17 protein-coding genes are annotated in these 14,256 nt (G+C 67.1%); 3 read left to right on the top strand and 14 right to left on the bottom strand.

Translation table 11 applies throughout. The features are described from left to right. Positions 1-12 precede the first annotated feature (12 nt). The gene (mmsB, locus tag CV_RS10170; protein ID WP_011135629.1) at positions 13-903 is read left to right on the top strand and encodes a 3-hydroxyisobutyrate dehydrogenase; all 891 of its coding nucleotides are present in this window, start codon (positions 13-15) and stop codon (positions 901-903) included. A 141-nt stretch (positions 904-1,044) separates the two neighbouring features. After that, positions 1,045-3,564: an alpha/beta hydrolase family protein gene (locus CV_RS10165; RefSeq protein ID WP_115610148.1), complete on the top strand. Its 2,520-nt coding sequence runs from the start codon at positions 1,045-1,047 to the stop codon at positions 3,562-3,564. Between the two features lie 94 nt (positions 3,565-3,658). Here CV_RS10165 and rsgA read toward each other — a convergent pair whose 3' ends face one another. Next, positions 3,659-4,684, bottom strand: coding sequence for a ribosome small subunit-dependent GTPase A (gene rsgA, locus CV_RS10160; protein ID WP_011135627.1), 1,026 nt, complete (start codon positions 4,682-4,684; stop codon positions 3,659-3,661). 432 nt (positions 4,685-5,116) lie between these two features. On the opposite strand from rsgA, the gene CV_RS22150 reads away from it, so the two are divergent. After that, positions 5,117-5,482, top strand: coding sequence for a hypothetical protein (locus CV_RS22150; RefSeq protein ID WP_011135626.1), 366 nt, complete (start codon positions 5,117-5,119; stop codon positions 5,480-5,482). A gap of 56 nt (positions 5,483-5,538) precedes the next feature. On the opposite strand, the gene CV_RS10150 is transcribed toward CV_RS22150, so the two are convergent. From CV_RS10150 to CV_RS10090, 13 genes are all read right to left on the bottom strand, one after another. Further along, positions 5,539-6,390 (bottom strand): carcinine hydrolase/isopenicillin-N N-acyltransferase family protein, encoded by an 852-nt coding sequence (locus CV_RS10150; RefSeq protein ID WP_043596000.1) that lies wholly within the window; start codon positions 6,388-6,390, stop codon positions 5,539-5,541. 102 nt (positions 6,391-6,492) lie between these two features. Further along, positions 6,493-6,960: a GNAT family N-acetyltransferase gene (locus CV_RS10145; protein WP_043595996.1), complete on the bottom strand. Its 468-nt coding sequence runs from the start codon at positions 6,958-6,960 to the stop codon at positions 6,493-6,495. A gap of 165 nt (positions 6,961-7,125) precedes the next feature. Then, the gene (locus CV_RS10140; RefSeq protein ID WP_011135623.1) at positions 7,126-7,884 is read right to left on the bottom strand and encodes a competence/damage-inducible protein A; all 759 of its coding nucleotides are present in this window, start codon (positions 7,882-7,884) and stop codon (positions 7,126-7,128) included. A gap of 4 nt (positions 7,885-7,888) precedes the next feature. Continuing rightward, positions 7,889-8,365, bottom strand: a complete 477-nt coding sequence (locus tag CV_RS10135) for a hypothetical protein (protein ID WP_011135622.1) — start codon at positions 8,363-8,365, stop codon at positions 7,889-7,891. 1 nt (position 8,366) lies between these two features. Next, positions 8,367-9,455: a beta-N-acetylhexosaminidase gene (nagZ, locus tag CV_RS10130; RefSeq protein WP_043597790.1), complete on the bottom strand. Its 1,089-nt coding sequence runs from the start codon at positions 9,453-9,455 to the stop codon at positions 8,367-8,369. Between the two features lie 109 nt (positions 9,456-9,564). Beyond that, entirely contained in the window at positions 9,565-9,942 is a 378-nt protein-coding gene (gene acpS, locus CV_RS10125; RefSeq protein WP_011135620.1) for a holo-ACP synthase, read from the bottom strand. Next, a complete protein-coding gene (locus CV_RS10120; protein ID WP_011135619.1) occupies positions 9,939-10,502 on the bottom strand; it encodes a metal-dependent hydrolase in 564 nt (187 codons plus the stop codon). Before CV_RS10120 ends, acpS begins: the two co-directional genes overlap by 4 nt. Beyond that, positions 10,502-11,230 (bottom strand): pyridoxine 5'-phosphate synthase, encoded by a 729-nt coding sequence (gene pdxJ / locus CV_RS10115; protein ID WP_011135618.1) that lies wholly within the window; start codon positions 11,228-11,230, stop codon positions 10,502-10,504. Before pdxJ ends, CV_RS10120 begins: the two co-directional genes overlap by 1 nt. 25 nt (positions 11,231-11,255) lie before the next feature. Next, the gene (gene recO, locus CV_RS10110; RefSeq protein WP_011135617.1) at positions 11,256-11,993 is read right to left on the bottom strand and encodes a DNA repair protein RecO; all 738 of its coding nucleotides are present in this window, start codon (positions 11,991-11,993) and stop codon (positions 11,256-11,258) included. Continuing rightward, a complete protein-coding gene (locus CV_RS10105; protein WP_011135616.1) occupies positions 11,990-12,271 on the bottom strand; it encodes an antibiotic biosynthesis monooxygenase family protein in 282 nt (93 codons plus the stop codon). The genes recO and CV_RS10105 overlap by 4 nt, the downstream gene beginning before the upstream one ends. Continuing rightward, a complete protein-coding gene (gene era / locus CV_RS10100; protein ID WP_011135615.1) occupies positions 12,271-13,161 on the bottom strand; it encodes a GTPase Era in 891 nt (296 codons plus the stop codon). The genes CV_RS10105 and era overlap by 1 nt, the downstream gene beginning before the upstream one ends. Beyond that, the gene (rnc, locus tag CV_RS10095) at positions 13,158-13,868 is read right to left on the bottom strand and encodes a ribonuclease III (RefSeq protein ID WP_011135614.1); all 711 of its coding nucleotides are present in this window, start codon (positions 13,866-13,868) and stop codon (positions 13,158-13,160) included. Before rnc ends, era begins: the two co-directional genes overlap by 4 nt. A 7-nt stretch (positions 13,869-13,875) precedes the next feature. Then, positions 13,876-14,235 carry a DUF4845 domain-containing protein gene (locus CV_RS10090; RefSeq protein ID WP_011135613.1) on the bottom strand — a complete coding sequence of 120 codons (360 nt, stop codon included), beginning with the start codon at positions 14,233-14,235 and terminating at the stop codon, positions 13,876-13,878. Positions 14,236-14,256 lie beyond the last annotated feature (21 nt).

Raw genomic sequence — 14,256 nt, 5'->3', positions numbered from 1 at the left:
GAGGAGAACAGCATGGAAAACATCGCCTTCATCGGCCTGGGCAATATGGGCGGGCCGATGGCCGTCAATCTGCTGAACAAGGGCTTCAAGGTCAGCGCCTTCGACTTGTCGGCCGACGCGCTGGCCAAGGTGGCCGCCGCCGGCGGCCGCGCCGCGTCCAGCGCCGCCGACGCGGCCGAGAGCGCAAGCGTGGTGATTTCCATGCTGCCGGCCGGCAAGCACGTGGCCGGCCTGTATCTGGGCGATAACGGCCTGTTCGCCAGGCTGCCCAAGGGCGCGCTGGTCATCGACTGCAGCACCATAGACGCCGGCACCGCGCGCAAAGTCGCCGAAGGCGCGCGGGAAAAAGGCCTGTCCATGCTGGACGCGCCGGTCTCCGGCGGCACCGCCGGCGCCGCCGCCGGCACGCTGACCTTCATCGTCGGCGGCGCGGCGGAAGACCTGGCCCACGCCCGCCCGGTGCTGGAGGCGATGGGCAAGAATATCTTCCATGCCGGCGGCGCCGGCGCCGGCCAGACCGCCAAGATCTGCAACAACATGCTGCTGGGCATCCTGATGGCCGGCACCGCCGAGGCGCTGGCGCTGGGCGTCAAGAACGGCCTGGACCCGAAAGTGCTGTCCGAGATCATCAGCAAGAGCTCGGGCCGCAACTGGGCGACCGAGCTCTACAACCCCTGGCCCGGCGTAATGGACAACACGCCGGCCAGCCGCGGCTACGCCGGCGGCTTCATGTCCGAGCTGATGCTGAAGGATCTGGGCTTGGCCGAGGAAACCGCACTGCAGAGCCACGCCGCCAATCCGCTGGGCGCGCTGGCGCGCAATCTGTATGAGGAGCACGTGCACCAGGGCAACGGCAAGCTGGACTTTTCCAGCATCGTCAAACACTTTCACTCGCTGAATTGAAACAGGTCCAGATAACTGCCACAGCGATATGACATGTGATAAATTCATGTCATGTCTGCGACAGGGAGGGCGCTCAGGCGCCCTCCTTTCTTGTTTCGGCAGCTCCGAATCGGATAAGAACAAAGTCTACCAAGGATGAATATGTCTCATTCCCTCGCCCTGAAAGGCATCGCCGCCGCGACGCTGCTGGCTTGCGCCTTGCCCGCCGCTATCGCCGCCGGCTACCAGCAACCGCCGGCCAATATCCTCAAAGTGATGCGCGCGCCATCGCTGCCCGGCCCCAGCCTCAGCCCGACCCAGGACAATATGCTGCTGGTCGCCTGGCAGGAATATCCGTCCATCGCGCGCGTGGCCGCGCCCTATCTGAAACTGGCCGGCACCCGGATCGAACCGGCCAACCGCAGCAAGCACGACACGCCGGGCGGCTACGGCATCGCCCCGTGCGCGGAAAGCTTCAAGCTGGTGAGCGTCCCCGGAGGCAAGGAAACACCGATCGCGCTGCCGGCCGGCGCCTGCCCGGACGCGCCGCTCTGGTCCGCCGACGGCAAGCGCTTCGCCTTCGCCAACACCACCCGCGACGCGGTGGAGGTATGGGTGGGCGACGCCGCCAGCGGCAAGATCCGCAAGATTCCCGGCATCCGCCTCAACCCGATGCTGAACGACGAGCTGCAATGGATGCCGGACCAGAAAACCCTGCTGGTCAAGGCCGTTCCGGCCAAGCTGGGCGCGGCTCCGGCGCAAGCCAATACCCAGGATGGCCCCAGCGTGCAGGACAGCGGCGGCGGCAAGGGCGAGAGCAGCACCTACGAAACGCGCGACACCCTGTCCAGCCCGCACGACGAGGCCTTGTTCGACTACTACGGCGCCTCGCAGCTGACGCTGGTGGACGCCGCCAGCGGCAAGGCCACCCCGCTGGGCCAGCCGGCCATCTACGACGGCGTGGGCCCGGCGCCGGACGGCAAGCACATCCTGGTGTCCAGCGTGCGCAAACCCTATTCCTACGTCACCACCTACGAACGCTTCCCGCATCAAGTGGAAGTCTGGAATATCGCCACCCCCGGCCGCGTGGCGGTTCATACCATTGCCTCGCTGCCGCTGGCCGACCGCGTGCCGGTGCACGGCGAGCCGCTGGGCCCGCGCGACTTCTTCTGGCGCGCCACCGAGCCGGCCACGCTGCTGTGGGCCGAGGCGCTGGACGGCGGCGACTGGAAAAACACCGCACCGGCCCGCGACAAGGTGATGATGCAAAAGGCGCCGTTCACCGCGCCGCCGGTGGAGGTGCTGCGCACCGCCCAGCGCTTCGCCGGCCTGGACTGGACCGAGCGCGCCGACATCGCGCTGGCGAGCGAAGTCGATCTCAACAAGCACTGGCGCCAGACCCGCGTCGTCAACGTCGACCAGCCGCAACAAGCCGGCAAGCTGCTGTGGGACCTGTCCTACGACGACAAATACGCCGATCCCGGCAGCCCGGTGCGCCGCGCGCTGCCCAACGGCGAACGGGTGATCCAGCTGGATGGCGACGCCATCTATCTAGCCGGCGGCGGCGCGTCGCCGCAGGGCAACCGGCCCTTCCTCGACAAGCTGGACCTGAAGACCGGCGACAGCCAACGCCTGTTCCGCAGCGACAAATCCGCCTACGAGCGCTTCATCGGCCTGTCCGGCAAGGACGGCGGCAGTTTCCTCACCTGGCGCCAGACCCCGGCCGAAGCGCCCAACGCCTTCCTGCGCAAGCTGGGGGCGCCGATCCGAGCCGACAAGGGCGAGGCCGCTTTCGCCTCCACCGCAGCCGCCGTCACCCGCATTGTCGATCCGACGCCGGAGCTGCGCCAGATCAAGAAGCGTCTGGTGAAATACAAACGCGCCGATGGCCTGGACCTGTCGTTCACGCTGTACACGCCGCCAGGCTACCAGGAAGGCACCCGCGTACCCGCCATCCTCAACGCCTACCCGCTGGACTACGCCGACGCGGCCAGCGCCGGCCAGATCAGCGGCTCGCAGCAGACCTTCACCAGGCTGTATCAGTACAAGTATCTGCTGCTGGCTGGCTACGCCGTCATCGACCAGGCGTCGTTCCCGGTAGTGGGCAACCCGAAGGCCGCCTACGACAACTACCTGGACCAGCTGAAGATGGACGCAGAAGCGGCGGTGAACGAGGCGGTGAAGCTGGGCGTGGCGGACCCCGACCGCGTGGCCGTCACCGGCCACAGCCACGGCGCGCTGATGACGGCGAACCTGCTGGCGCACACCGACCTGTTCCGCGCCGGCGCGGCCACCAGCGGCTCGTACAACAAGACGCTGACGCCGTTCGGCTTCCAGAGCGAGCGCCGCTCGGTGTGGGAGGCGCCGGACGTCTACCGCAAGGTGTCCACCTTCTTCTACGCCGACAAGCTGAAGACGCCGATCCTGATCATGCACGGCAGCGACGACGCCAACCCCGGCACTACGCCGCTGCAGGCCAGCAAGTTCTACGAGGCGATCCGCGGCAACGGCGGCACCGCCCGCCTGGTGATGCTGCCGCATGAGCCGCACTGGTACGCGGCCCGCGAATCGAACGAGCAACTGGTGTACGAGATGCTGAGCTGGTTCGACAAGTATGTGAAAAACGCGCCGCCGCGCGCGGTGAAGAGCGCGCAGAGCCAGCCGCTTCCGGCCCAGCCGTAAGCGCCCGGCGCGGTCTGATCGAACGCCCCGCGCGCGGGGCGTTTTCGCTTTCGCCGTTCGCGGCAGCAGGCACGACGGCCGGCCCCGCCCCCCTCTAGCGCTGCCGCGCCGCCTTGTTGCGGACCTTCCACTCCCGCCGCTGCTGCTGGCGCTGCAGCGCGGTCTGCTCATGGCGCGCCATCTCGCGCCTCAGCTTGTGGTAGTTGCGCAGCCGGTCGCCATCCACGCCGGCCCTCACCGCGCAGCCCGGCTCCTCGCGGTGGCTGCAGTCGCGGAACTGGCAGCGGCCTGCCAACGCCTCGATGTCGGCGAAACTGCCCGCCAGCGCGCCGGCGTCGGGCGGCGCCTGCAGGGTGCGCACGCCGGGCGTGTCGATGATGCAGGCGCCGTCGGGACACTTCAGCAAGGTGCGCGCGGTGGTGGTGTGGCGGCCTCGGCTGTCGTCCGCCCTCACCCCGCCCACCGCCTGCGTCTCCTCCCCCTGCAACGTATTGCTGAGCGTGGACTTGCCGGCACCGGACGAGCCCAGCAGCACCAGCGTCTGCCCCGCGCCCAGCCACGGCCGCAAGGCGTCGCGGCAAGCCGGGTCGGTGCCGTTCAGCAACAGGATGGGCGGCAGCGGCCGCAGCCGCTGTTCCAGTTCGGCCAGCCTGGCCTCGGCGTCCGCGCACAGATCCGCCTTGCTCAACACCACCACCGGCGCCACGCCGGCCGCCGCGGCCAGACCCAAGTAACGCTCCAGCCGCCGCGGGTTGTAATCGCCATCCAGCCCCATCACCAGCAGGGCGGTGTCGACGTTGCTGGCGTAAGCTTGGCGCGCGCCTTCGTCATTGACGCGGACCAGCTGGTTGAATGGCTCCAGGCGCTCAAGCAAGCGCCATGGCTCATGCTCCCGCGGCTGGCACAATACCCAGTCGCCCACCGCCAAGTCGGCGTGAACGCCGGGCAAGGCATGGGCCTGGCGTTCCTCTTCGCCATCGTGCACCCATGCGCAGTCCCGCTGCACGCGGCATACGCGCGCCAGTTGCAGATCGCCGTCGCCCGCCTGGGCCAGCGCTTGTTGCAGCAATGCCGGCGTCAAGCCAATGGCGGCCAGACGCGGAAAATCGAAATTCAACATGGAAACTCCCGCGAACGCTCGCAAGCCGATCGCGCCAGACGCAACTTGGGCTCGATCAAGCATTCGGAAATGAATAGGGGAAACGCGCCTGATGAACAGGCTTGCTCACCGCGCGGATGCGGTGAAAGGGAACATGCCGGGGAACGGCCGCCGAGCGGCGCCGCTTACAACGGGAAAACTATCGGAAAATGAAACGACCGGGGCAACGGTTCAGCCGGCACGCCCTTGAAATTGAATATCGCGGCTCATTGGGTTCTCCTTTTCACTATGCGAAAAGAAAAGATTATGCCAATTGAAACCGGCGTCCGCAAGCCGAAATCATCGCCACGCGCGCGCAAAGCTTGGAAAAAATCCTGCCGGTTCTATAGATAGGAAAACAAGTTCGACCACCCGCCCGCCCTGATACCGACACTTGCCTGGAGAAATGAAGCGATGAGAACCTTGCCCCTGCTGATCGCCGCCGCCATCGGCGCCCCCATCCTGACCGCCTGCGCCAGCCCCGAGGAGATTCGGGCGATGGATCAGCAAGCCTGCGCCAACTACGGCTTCAAGCCAGGCACCGACACTTTCGCCAACTGCATGATGAAGCGCTCCGACAAACGCGCCGACGATATGCGGGCCAATATGCAGAATATGTCGCACCCCGCCGCGCAAGCTCCCGCCGCGCCGGCCACCACCGTCATCGTGATCCCGACCGACGGCAAGCCCAAATTGCCGGACTGCCGGATGCAGGACCCCGGCGTCACCCTCAACAGCGACGGCAAATGGGAAGGGCCAAACTGCACGCCGGCGCGCTGAGCCCGCCAGGCGTCATTCTCAAAAGACAGGCCGGCAACGGCCTGTCTTTTGTCCGCTCACGGCAATAGCGTGCGCGCCGGCTGCGCCCAGAACGCCGAATCCAGCGCATAATCCCCGTCCCGCTCCGCGCGCCCCGGATTGGCCAGCGTCAGCTGCAACCTGGGCGGCGCGCCTGCCGGCAGCGCGATCCTCCAGCCCGCCAGCGTATGCTCGCGGCCGCTCCGCCACAGGCTGTTGTCCGGCCCGTCATGGCGATCCCGGCTCAATCGCTCGAACTCGGAAAGCGTATGCGCCGGATGCTGATCCAGCAGGAAGCGGATGCGCTCGAGCCGCGCCTGGCTGCTGGGGCCGATTGTCTGCGCCCCATCCAGCAAGGACGTATCGGCATAATGGTTGGTATGCGCCAGCGTGCCGCTCTGCTGGCGGATGAGCCGGTAACGGCCATGCTGGCCGATTTCCACCTGCATCAGGCCGCCGGCGTCGGCCAGCAGCAGAAACACCGGACGCGCCTGCGCGAACAGCTTGTCCGCGGCGGACGCCACCTCGTCCAGCGAACCGTAATCGCGCAACAACCGCGTCAAAACGCCATGGCGCGCGCTATCGGCCCGTAGCGCGCGCGGCAGACTGCTGGCTTCGGCGGCGACGACCGCCAGTCCCTTCTGATTGACGCCGGCCTTGATGCCCGGCTCGCTGCCGTTGTCGGCGTACAGGCCCAGGTAGGCGTAGCCATGCTCAGGATGAAGCAGCCGCAACGACTGCGCATGGTCGGGCTTCCAGTCTCGGTTCTTGGCCAGCAATGATCCTTCCATGCTGGCCGTGCCCGCCGCGCCCCACAGCGTGCAGGCATCGACGGGCGGAAAAGCCAGTAAACCGGCAATGCCGGCAACAGCCAGCCATGAGTGGCGCATGACATTCATCCAGACATGGAAAAGAAAGCCGATTCTCCCACGGAGCTTGGAACGATCGGCGTTCAGCTTGCAAACAAATGTAGATCGGTCGCCCAGTCGGAGTCAGGCCGGCTCCGATGAAAACAGGTATTCCAGCACCTCATCGCCATAGGCATCCACTTCGCCGGTGGATTGCCAGCCCAGATGGCGATAAAAACCATAGGAGCGCACTGTCGGGTCGCTGCTGCATCCCAGAAACAGCCGCTGATGGCCGGCACCCCGCAAAATGTCCATCACCCGCGCCAGCAGGGTCTTGCCCAAGCCCGCCCCTTCGAACGCCGGGAGCAACGCCAGCACCGCGATTTCGCCGCTTGCCGCGCCGCCGAAGCAATAGCCGACGATGCGCCCTCCCGCCTCCGCCACCACGCCGGCCAGTTCGCCCGCGCGCACGCTTTGCGCCCAGCTCTCCCGAGTGATGCCCAGCTCATTCAAACGCGCTTCCGAAATGGCGTTCTCGCGGGTCTGTCCGCGGATGGCGACGCAGGCTGCCACATCGTCGGGATGGGCGATTCGATAAGAAATGGCGCGCATGTATTTTCTCTTTAAAGAACGACACTCGGTCCCTCTCCGACTCCGCCGCTCCCAAAATGGTTCGCAAGCCCGAAACATGCATTGGGCGCCGATTCTTCCCGGCCCATGCAAGCCGGCACAAGGACATCAACGTTCAAAATGGATTTTCATGCCGCCGCGCGGCCTCTACTCCGGATCACCCGTCCTCACTTCATATCCCAGCCCCCGCAGCGACTTCGCCCATTCAGCGATAGCGATCTCCACCAAGGCCGGCTGGCCTGTGAAGCCGAACTCGATATGCATGTCCGGAATCGCCTGATTGCCGAAATTGGGCAGGCTGGACAATTTGAGCGCCGGATAGCGGGCGGAAAAATCCTGCATCAGGCCGATCAGATCGCCCTCGCGGGCCTGAATCGCGATGCAGGACCGCTCGACGTCGGGTTGAGTCGCGAACAGATGGCGGCAATGCGTATCCAGCACCCATTCGGCCATAGGCCAGGCCATGCTGGGGAAGCCGGGCAGGAAATGGACATGGCCGTGCGAAAAGCCGGCGATCTGGTTGACCGGATTGGGGATGATGGCGGCGCCCTGCGGGAAATTCCCCATATGAATCCGGTGCGGATAGGCGTCCGCGCCGAAACGTCCCTCGATCAGCGCCTTGGCCTCCGGATGCAGCGCCAGCGGCACGCCCAGCGCGCGGGCGGCGCAAGCGCGGGTATGGTCGTCCGGCGTGGCGCCGATGCCGCCGAAGCTGAATACCAGATCGCCGCCGGCGAAGGCGCGGCGCAAGGCGGCTTCGATGCGGGCCGGATCGTCGCCCAGATATTCGGCCCAGGCCAGCTTCATCCCGCGCGCGGCCAGGATGCGGATCAAGGCCTGCATATGCTTGTCCTGGCGTTTGCCGGACAACAGTTCGTCGCCGATGATCAGCGCGCCCACTTGCATGGTTCTACTCCCTTCCGCCCTGCTCCAGCATGCGCCGGCAGACGGCGTAACAATCGTCGATATGGCTGTTGCCCACATAGCGCATCGCGGCGAAACCGATCGCCGCGTTGGCCGCCCACCCCAGCACCGGCACCAGCTTCAGCGCCTGCTTGCCGGCCCAGCGGCCGGCCGCGCGCCTGGCCACCGCGGCCAGCAACGTGCGGGTGACCTCCAGACCCAACAGCGCGCCGCCGGCGCGGCGGATCAGCTGATACAGCATCTGCTTGCGCGCCGCGTCGTAACCGGCGATCTGCTCCGGCGCCACGCCGAAGCGCTGGTTGATCGCCGGGATCAGCTGCAGCAGGATGGCCACGTCGGCGGCGATGTCGACGCCGGGCGCCGGCAAGGCGGACGCGCCGGCGGACAGCGCCGCCCGGCCGTTCACCATCGCCCGGCATTGGTCGCGGATGGCGTCCAGCTCTTGCAGGCTGGCGGGCAGCATCTCAGTGCGCCTCGCCCACTTGCGGCCCGGCCAGCGCGTCCTTGGGCATCGCCAATTGCCTGACCGCCGCCTGCGCGGCGGCGAAATCCGGCGTGGCGATCAAGCGCTGCCAATCTTCGGCGCGGCTCTTGCCCGCCATGCGCTCCAGCCGCTCCGCCAGCTGGGGTTGCGGCGGCGGCGCCAGCGCGGCCAGCATCGCGTCCGCCTCTTCCGGCTGGTTGCACACCAACACCATGTCGCAGCCGGCGGCCAGCGCCGCGTCGGCGCGCTGCACGTAAGTGCCGGCGCCGGCCGCGCCGGCCATGTCCAGCGCGTCGGAGAAGATCACGCCGTCGAAGCCTATCCTGCCGCGCAGGATGTCGGTCAGCCACACCTTGGAGAAGCCCGCCGGCTGGCTATCCACCGCCGGGTACAGCACGTGGGCCGGCATCACCGCGCCCATGCCGGCGTCGGCCAGACGGGCGAACGGCACCAGATCGTCCTGTTCGATCTGTGCCAGCGTGCGATCGTCCTGCGGCATCAGATGGTGGCTGTCGCCCTCCACATAGCCGTGGCCGGGATAGTGCTTGCCGCAGCTCATCATGCCGCCGCGGCCCAGGCCTTGCTGCAGCGCTTCGGCCAGCGCCGACACCGCCTCCGGATCGCGGTGGAAGGCGCGGTTGCCGATCACCGCGCAACGCTCCCAGTCCAGGTCCAGCACCGGGGTGAAGGACAGGTCTATGCCGCAGGCGGACAATTCGGCCGCCAGCACGTAGCCCACAGTCTCGGCCAGCTTCAGCGCCTGGTCGCGGTCGGCATCCCAGGCCTCGCCCAGCACGCGCATCGGCGGCAGGCGGGTGAAGCCGTCCAGGAAGCGCTGCACGCGCCCGCCCTCGTGATCGACGGCGATCAACAGATGCGGCGTACGCAAGGCGCGGATCTCGGCGGTCAGCGCGCGCAGTTGTTCGATGTTGTGGAAATTGCGGCGAAACAGGATGACGCCGCCGACCAGCGGATGGGACAGCCGGGCGCGTTCCGCTTCGGTCAGCGCGAAGCCGGCGATGTCCACCATCACCGGGCCGCGCGGGAGATTCAAAGTCGTTTGGCTCATGGTTTCATCCTCGACCATCGGGGCAGGCATGGCCACCCCGGGTATTGCTAAAGACAGGCGCGGAGCGCCGACCGTTCCCGCGTCCTCGCGCGCGAGGCGGCCTCCCGCCTTACGATTCAAGCACGACGAAGGCCAGCGCGTGGCCGCGCTCGTCGCTGATGGACAGATGCATGCGCGCAATGCCGCGCGCGGCGGCAAAGGCTGCCAGTTCATCCGACAAGATCAACACGGGTTTGCCCAATTCATCATGGCCGACGCCTATCGCCGTCAGCAAGGCAGGCGCCACCACGCCGGTGCCCAGCGCCTTGGCGAAAGCCTCCTTCGCGGCGAAGCGCTTGGCGAGAAAGCGCGCCGGCTCGGCGTGAGCCGCGAACTCGGCCTGCTCCGCCGCGGTCAGCAGCCGCCGCCCCGCCTTCTCGCCCCAGCGCCGGCACCAGGCCTCCATCCGGGCGATCTCCACCAGGTCGGTGCCTATGCCGTAAATCATGCGCGCGCCCCTGCCGAACGGCGCAGCCATAGGCATCGGCTCGCCCACAACGCGAGGCACGGCAGCCATACGTAGAGGAACTCGGTATGGACCACGCGCCAGCCCTTGGCGCCGAACCAGCGCTTGAGACCGATCGGAGAGCCCTCGATCGGACGCCATCCGCTGAGGTAGCGATGCTCGGACCAGGGCATGAACAGCGCCGGACCGAAGCTGGCGTCGCAAATCATGTCCAGCATCGGGTGGGAGGCGACCGCCAGGAACAACAAGGCGGCGGCCGGCGCGGCAGTCAGCCCCGCTCGCTGCCAGACCGGGCGGCACAGCCAGGCCAACAAGCCGGCCAGCAACGCCGCGGCGGCCAGCGAATGCGAGAAGCCCCGGTGCCCCCATGGGCTGGCATACGGAATCCCCAGCTTGAAGGTGACCACATCCAGATCCGGCAGCATCGCGGCCGCGCCGCACAGCGCGAGCCACGGCAAAACGCCGGGCGCGGACAACGGCTTGCGGCAGGCCAAGCCGACCAGCGTGGCGCCGGCCAGCGCGTGGGTGACGACCGTCGGCATCAGCGGGCGCGCGCGCTTTCCATCAGCGCCTTCATCTCGCGCACCGCCTGCGGGAAGCCGACGAACAGCGCATGGGCGACGATGGCGTGCCCGATATTCAGCTCGGCGATCTGCGGAATCGCGGCGATGGGCTTGACGTTGTGGTAATTGAGTCCGTGGCCGGCGTTGACCACCATGCCGAGGCTGGCGCCGAATTCGGCGGCCTCGCGGATGCGGGCCAGCTCGGCTTCGCGCTCGCTGGCGTGCGGCGCGTCGGCGTAAGCGCCGGTGTGCAGCTCGATCACGCGCGCGCCGGCGTCAAACGCCTTCTGGATCTGCTCGCGGTCCGGGTCGATGAAGATGGACACGCGGATGCCGGCCTCGGTCAGCTTGCCGGTGTAATGCTTGACGTCGGCGTAGTGGCCGCGCACATCCAGGCCGCCTTCGGTGGTGACTTCCTCGCGCTTTTCCGGCACCAGGCACACGTCTTCCGGCGCCACCTGCAGCGCGTGCGCCAGCATCTCCGGCGTCATCGCCATTTCCAGGTTCATCCGCGTCTTCAGCACCGGGCGCATCGCCTTGACGTCGGCGTCCTGGATGTGGCGGCGATCCTCGCGCAAATGCAGCGTGATCAGGTCGGCGCCGCTGGACTCCGCCACCAGCGCGGCTTCCACCGGGCTGGGATAGCGGGTGCCGCGCGCCTGGCGCAGCGTGGCGACGTGATCGATGTTTACGCCCAACAAAATCATTTCCATCCCCCTTGTCTATCCGCCATCAGTCCGAAAGGGACTGGATGGCCTGCAATAATTGGCGCGACGCCAGCGGCTCGTCGCCCAGCAGCGCGGACAGCCATACCCGGCTCAGCAGGCGGGCGTGGCCGCGCGTGGCCGGCTCGCGGTAGTCGTCTGCGTCCAGCGCCAGCAGCGCCTCGCCCGGCAGCCGGACCACTCGTCCGACCGGCGCCAGCTCCGGATGCTCGTCCGGCTCCGGCAGCGCCGCGTCGCGGCACAGATAATGGCGATCGGCGGCGATGGCCTCGCCGCGGCTGTCCCGGCTCAGCGCCGGCGCGTAGCCCAGCACCTGGGCCAGCCGGAGCTCGTAGCGGCGCAGCGCCGTCGACAGCGGCGCGCCGCCGGCCAGCTCCCGCACCGCCCGGTCGTAAACGGAAAAAGCCCGCGGCTCGGGATCGTCCCGCGCCGTGAGCTTCATCATCAGTTCGTTCAGGTAAAAGCCGCAGACCAGCGGCAGGCCGGTCAGCGCGCGCACGCCGCCATCCCAATCCGCCGCGTGCAGCGTGCGCAACTCGCCCTTGCCGAACCAGGACAGCGTCAACGGCTGGAACGGCAGCAACACGCCGCGCAGATCCGATCTGGGCCGGCGCGCGCTGCGCGCCACCAGGCTGAAACGGCCATGGTCGCGGCTCAGCACCTCCAGCAGCAGGCTGGTCTCGCGGTACGGCTGGGTATGCAGGATATAGCCCGGCTGCTTGTCCACCCTGCCCGGCTGGCTCATGCCGTCGCGCCTCCGGCCTGGCGGACCAGGATGGAAACCGCTTCGTCCGCGCCGCGCCCAAGGCGCTGCCTGGCCAACAGCTCCACCCGGGCGCGCCAGGCGGCGATGGCTTCGACGCTGTCCCAATAGGTGACCCGGTCCTCCGCCGTCACGCCCAGGCAGCCTGGCTGGCTTTCCGCCAGCCTCAGCGCGCAGCGCGACAGTTCCGCCGCCGCGCCGTCGCCGGCAAGGTTCGCCGCCCAGCAAGCCTGCGCCGGCGGCCTGTCCAATACTGTCATCAGTCCAGACCAAACTCGCGCAGGAAGCGGACGTCGTCGGCCCAGCCGGATTTGACCTTCACCCACACCTGCAGGAATACCTTGCCGTCGAACAGCTTTTCCATGTCCAGGCGCGCCTCGGTGGAGATCTTCTTCAGCTTCTCTCCGCCCCTGCCGATCACGATGGGCTTCTGGTGCTCCTTGTCCACCAGCACCGCGATGTGGATGCGGCGCAGCGCGCCGTCCATCTCGAACATTTCCACTTCCACGTTCATCTCGTACGGCAGCTCTTCGCCCAGGTAGCGGAACAGCTTCTCGCGGACGATCTCGGCGGCCAGGAAGCGCTCGTTCTTGTCGGTGATCATGTCCTCCGGATACAGGGGCATCGACTCCGGCAGATGCGGACGCACCTGGTCCAAGAGCTCGGCCAGCCGCTGGCCGTGCTTGGCGCTGACCACTTCCACGCCGGCGAACTCGAATTCGGCGGTCACCTCATCGATGAAAGCCTGCAGGGTCAGCTTGTCCTTGGCCTTGTCCAGCTTGTTCACCACCAGGATCACCGGGGTCTTCTTCGGCAGCAGCGCCATCACCTCGCGGTCGGCGGCGGTGAAGCGCATCGCCTCCAGCAGGAACAGCACGCAGTCCACGCTGCCCAGGGAATCCTTGACGCTCTTGTTCAGCGCCTCGTTCAGCGCGCCCTTGTGATAGGTCTGGAAGCCGGGCGTGTCGACAAAGACGAACTGCGCCGCGTCCTCGGTATGGATGCCGGTGACGCGATGGCGCGTGGTCTGCGACTTCTTGGACGTGATGCTGATCTTCTGGCCGATCAGGTGGTTCATCAGCGTGGACTTGCCCACGTTGGGACGGCCGACGATGGCGACGAAGCCGCAGTGGAATGGGGTATCGGTCATGATCTTTTCTTGCTTGCTGCGAGTTTCTGTTCCAGCAGGGTCAGCGCCGCTTCGGCGGCCTGCTGTTCGGCGGCGCGGCGGCTGCCGCCGTCGCCGGTGGAGATCAGGGCCATTTCGCCCAGGTCACACTCCACCTTGAACCATTGTTCGTGCGCCTCGCCGCTCTGCGACAGGATGCGGTACTTCGGCAGCGCCAGCTTGCGCGCCTGCAGCGCTTCCTGCAAGCGGGTTTTGGCATCCTTGGCCTGGCGCGTGGTGTCTATGGTGGCGACGCGCTGATTGTACAGGCGGCGCACCACCTGTTCGGCGGCGGCGAAATCGGCGTCGAAGCTGACGGCGGCGAAGGTGGCCTCCAGCGCATCGGCCAGGATGGACGGCCGGTTGAAGCCGCCGCTCTTGAGCTCGCCCTCGCCCAGATACAGGTAGTCGCCCAGCTTCAGCTCATGGGCGATTTCCGCCAGCGTGTTCTGGTTGACCAGGTTGGCGCGCAGCCGGGACAGCTCGCCCTCGGTCAGCTGCGGGAACTGGTCGTACAGCATGCGGGCCACGGTGTAATTGAGGATGCTGTCGCCGACGAATTCGAAGCGCTCGTTGTTGGCGCTGCTGTAACTGCGGTGCGTCAGCGCCTGGCGCAGCAGTTCCGGCTTTTGAAAAGCATAATCCAGCGCCTGGGACAGGCGCCGGAATCGATTGTCTATCTGGGTCACGGTATGGTTATTGCGCAGGCGGTTGTCCCGCCTGGGTATCGAAATGGAAAAGCAGGCTGACGTTGGCGAACAGCGGCACCTCGCGCTGGTACTTCGCGCGCAGGTAGTTGCTGCCGTTGCCGGACACCACCACCAGGTTCTCGCCCTTGATGGAGACGATGCCGGCGACGCTGGCCTTGCCGTCGAATTCCTGCCTGAGCGTCTGCTCGCCGACATTGGTCTCGGTGGCCAGCGTCGTCAGCGCGTTCTTGACGTCGCCGTATTCGGTGTAGACCGGCACGATCTTGAACACCAGCATCAGGCCGGCGCCGACGAGCGCCAGAACCAACAAAATCGCAATTACCGACAAGCCTTGCTGCTTCTTCATGCGTTTCTCCCGGTCATGGCC

The organism is Chromobacterium violaceum ATCC 12472 (assembly GCF_000007705.1).
GTDB classification, from domain to species: domain Bacteria; phylum Pseudomonadota; class Gammaproteobacteria; order Burkholderiales; family Chromobacteriaceae; genus Chromobacterium; species Chromobacterium violaceum.
This window is presented reverse-complemented; position numbering and strand designations above follow the sequence as displayed.

What these genes read in the sequence shown, in the direction of transcription:
- CV_RS10120 (WP_011135619.1), bottom strand. Translation starts at nt 10,502, where the DNA reads ATGCCGACGGTCGTCACCCACGCGCTGGCCGGCGCCACGCTGGTCGGC.
- CV_RS10140 (WP_011135623.1), bottom strand. Translation starts at nt 7,884, where the DNA reads ATGCAAGTGGGCGCGCTGATCATCGGCGACGAACTGTTGTCCGGCAAA.
- CV_RS10150 (WP_043596000.1), bottom strand. Translation starts at nt 6,390, where the DNA reads ATGCGCCACTCATGGCTGGCTGTTGCCGGCATTGCCGGTTTACTGGCT.
- pdxJ (WP_011135618.1), bottom strand. Translation starts at nt 11,230, where the DNA reads ATGATTTTGTTGGGCGTAAACATCGATCACGTCGCCACGCTGCGCCAG.
- CV_RS10165 (WP_115610148.1), top strand. Translation starts at nt 1,045, where the DNA reads ATGTCTCATTCCCTCGCCCTGAAAGGCATCGCCGCCGCGACGCTGCTG.
- acpS (WP_011135620.1), bottom strand. Translation starts at nt 9,942, where the DNA reads ATGATTTACGGCATAGGCACCGACCTGGTGGAGATCGCCCGGATGGAG.
- rsgA (WP_011135627.1), bottom strand. Translation starts at nt 4,684, where the DNA reads ATGTTGAATTTCGATTTTCCGCGTCTGGCCGCCATTGGCTTGACGCCG.
- CV_RS10145 (WP_043595996.1), bottom strand. Translation starts at nt 6,960, where the DNA reads ATGCGCGCCATTTCTTATCGAATCGCCCATCCCGACGATGTGGCAGCC.
- recO (WP_011135617.1), bottom strand. Translation starts at nt 11,993, where the DNA reads ATGAGCCAGCCGGGCAGGGTGGACAAGCAGCCGGGCTATATCCTGCAT.
- CV_RS10090 (WP_011135613.1), bottom strand. Translation starts at nt 14,235, where the DNA reads ATGAAGAAGCAGCAAGGCTTGTCGGTAATTGCGATTTTGTTGGTTCTG.
- nagZ (WP_043597790.1), bottom strand. Translation starts at nt 9,455, where the DNA reads ATGAGCCAAACGACTTTGAATCTCCCGCGCGGCCCGGTGATGGTGGAC.
- mmsB (WP_011135629.1), top strand. Translation starts at nt 13, where the DNA reads ATGGAAAACATCGCCTTCATCGGCCTGGGCAATATGGGCGGGCCGATG.
- CV_RS10135 (WP_011135622.1), bottom strand. Translation starts at nt 8,365, where the DNA reads ATGCTGCCCGCCAGCCTGCAAGAGCTGGACGCCATCCGCGACCAATGC.
- CV_RS10105 (WP_011135616.1), bottom strand. Translation starts at nt 12,271, where the DNA reads ATGACAGTATTGGACAGGCCGCCGGCGCAGGCTTGCTGGGCGGCGAAC.
- CV_RS22150 (WP_011135626.1), top strand. Translation starts at nt 5,117, where the DNA reads ATGAGAACCTTGCCCCTGCTGATCGCCGCCGCCATCGGCGCCCCCATC.
- era (WP_011135615.1), bottom strand. Translation starts at nt 13,161, where the DNA reads ATGACCGATACCCCATTCCACTGCGGCTTCGTCGCCATCGTCGGCCGT.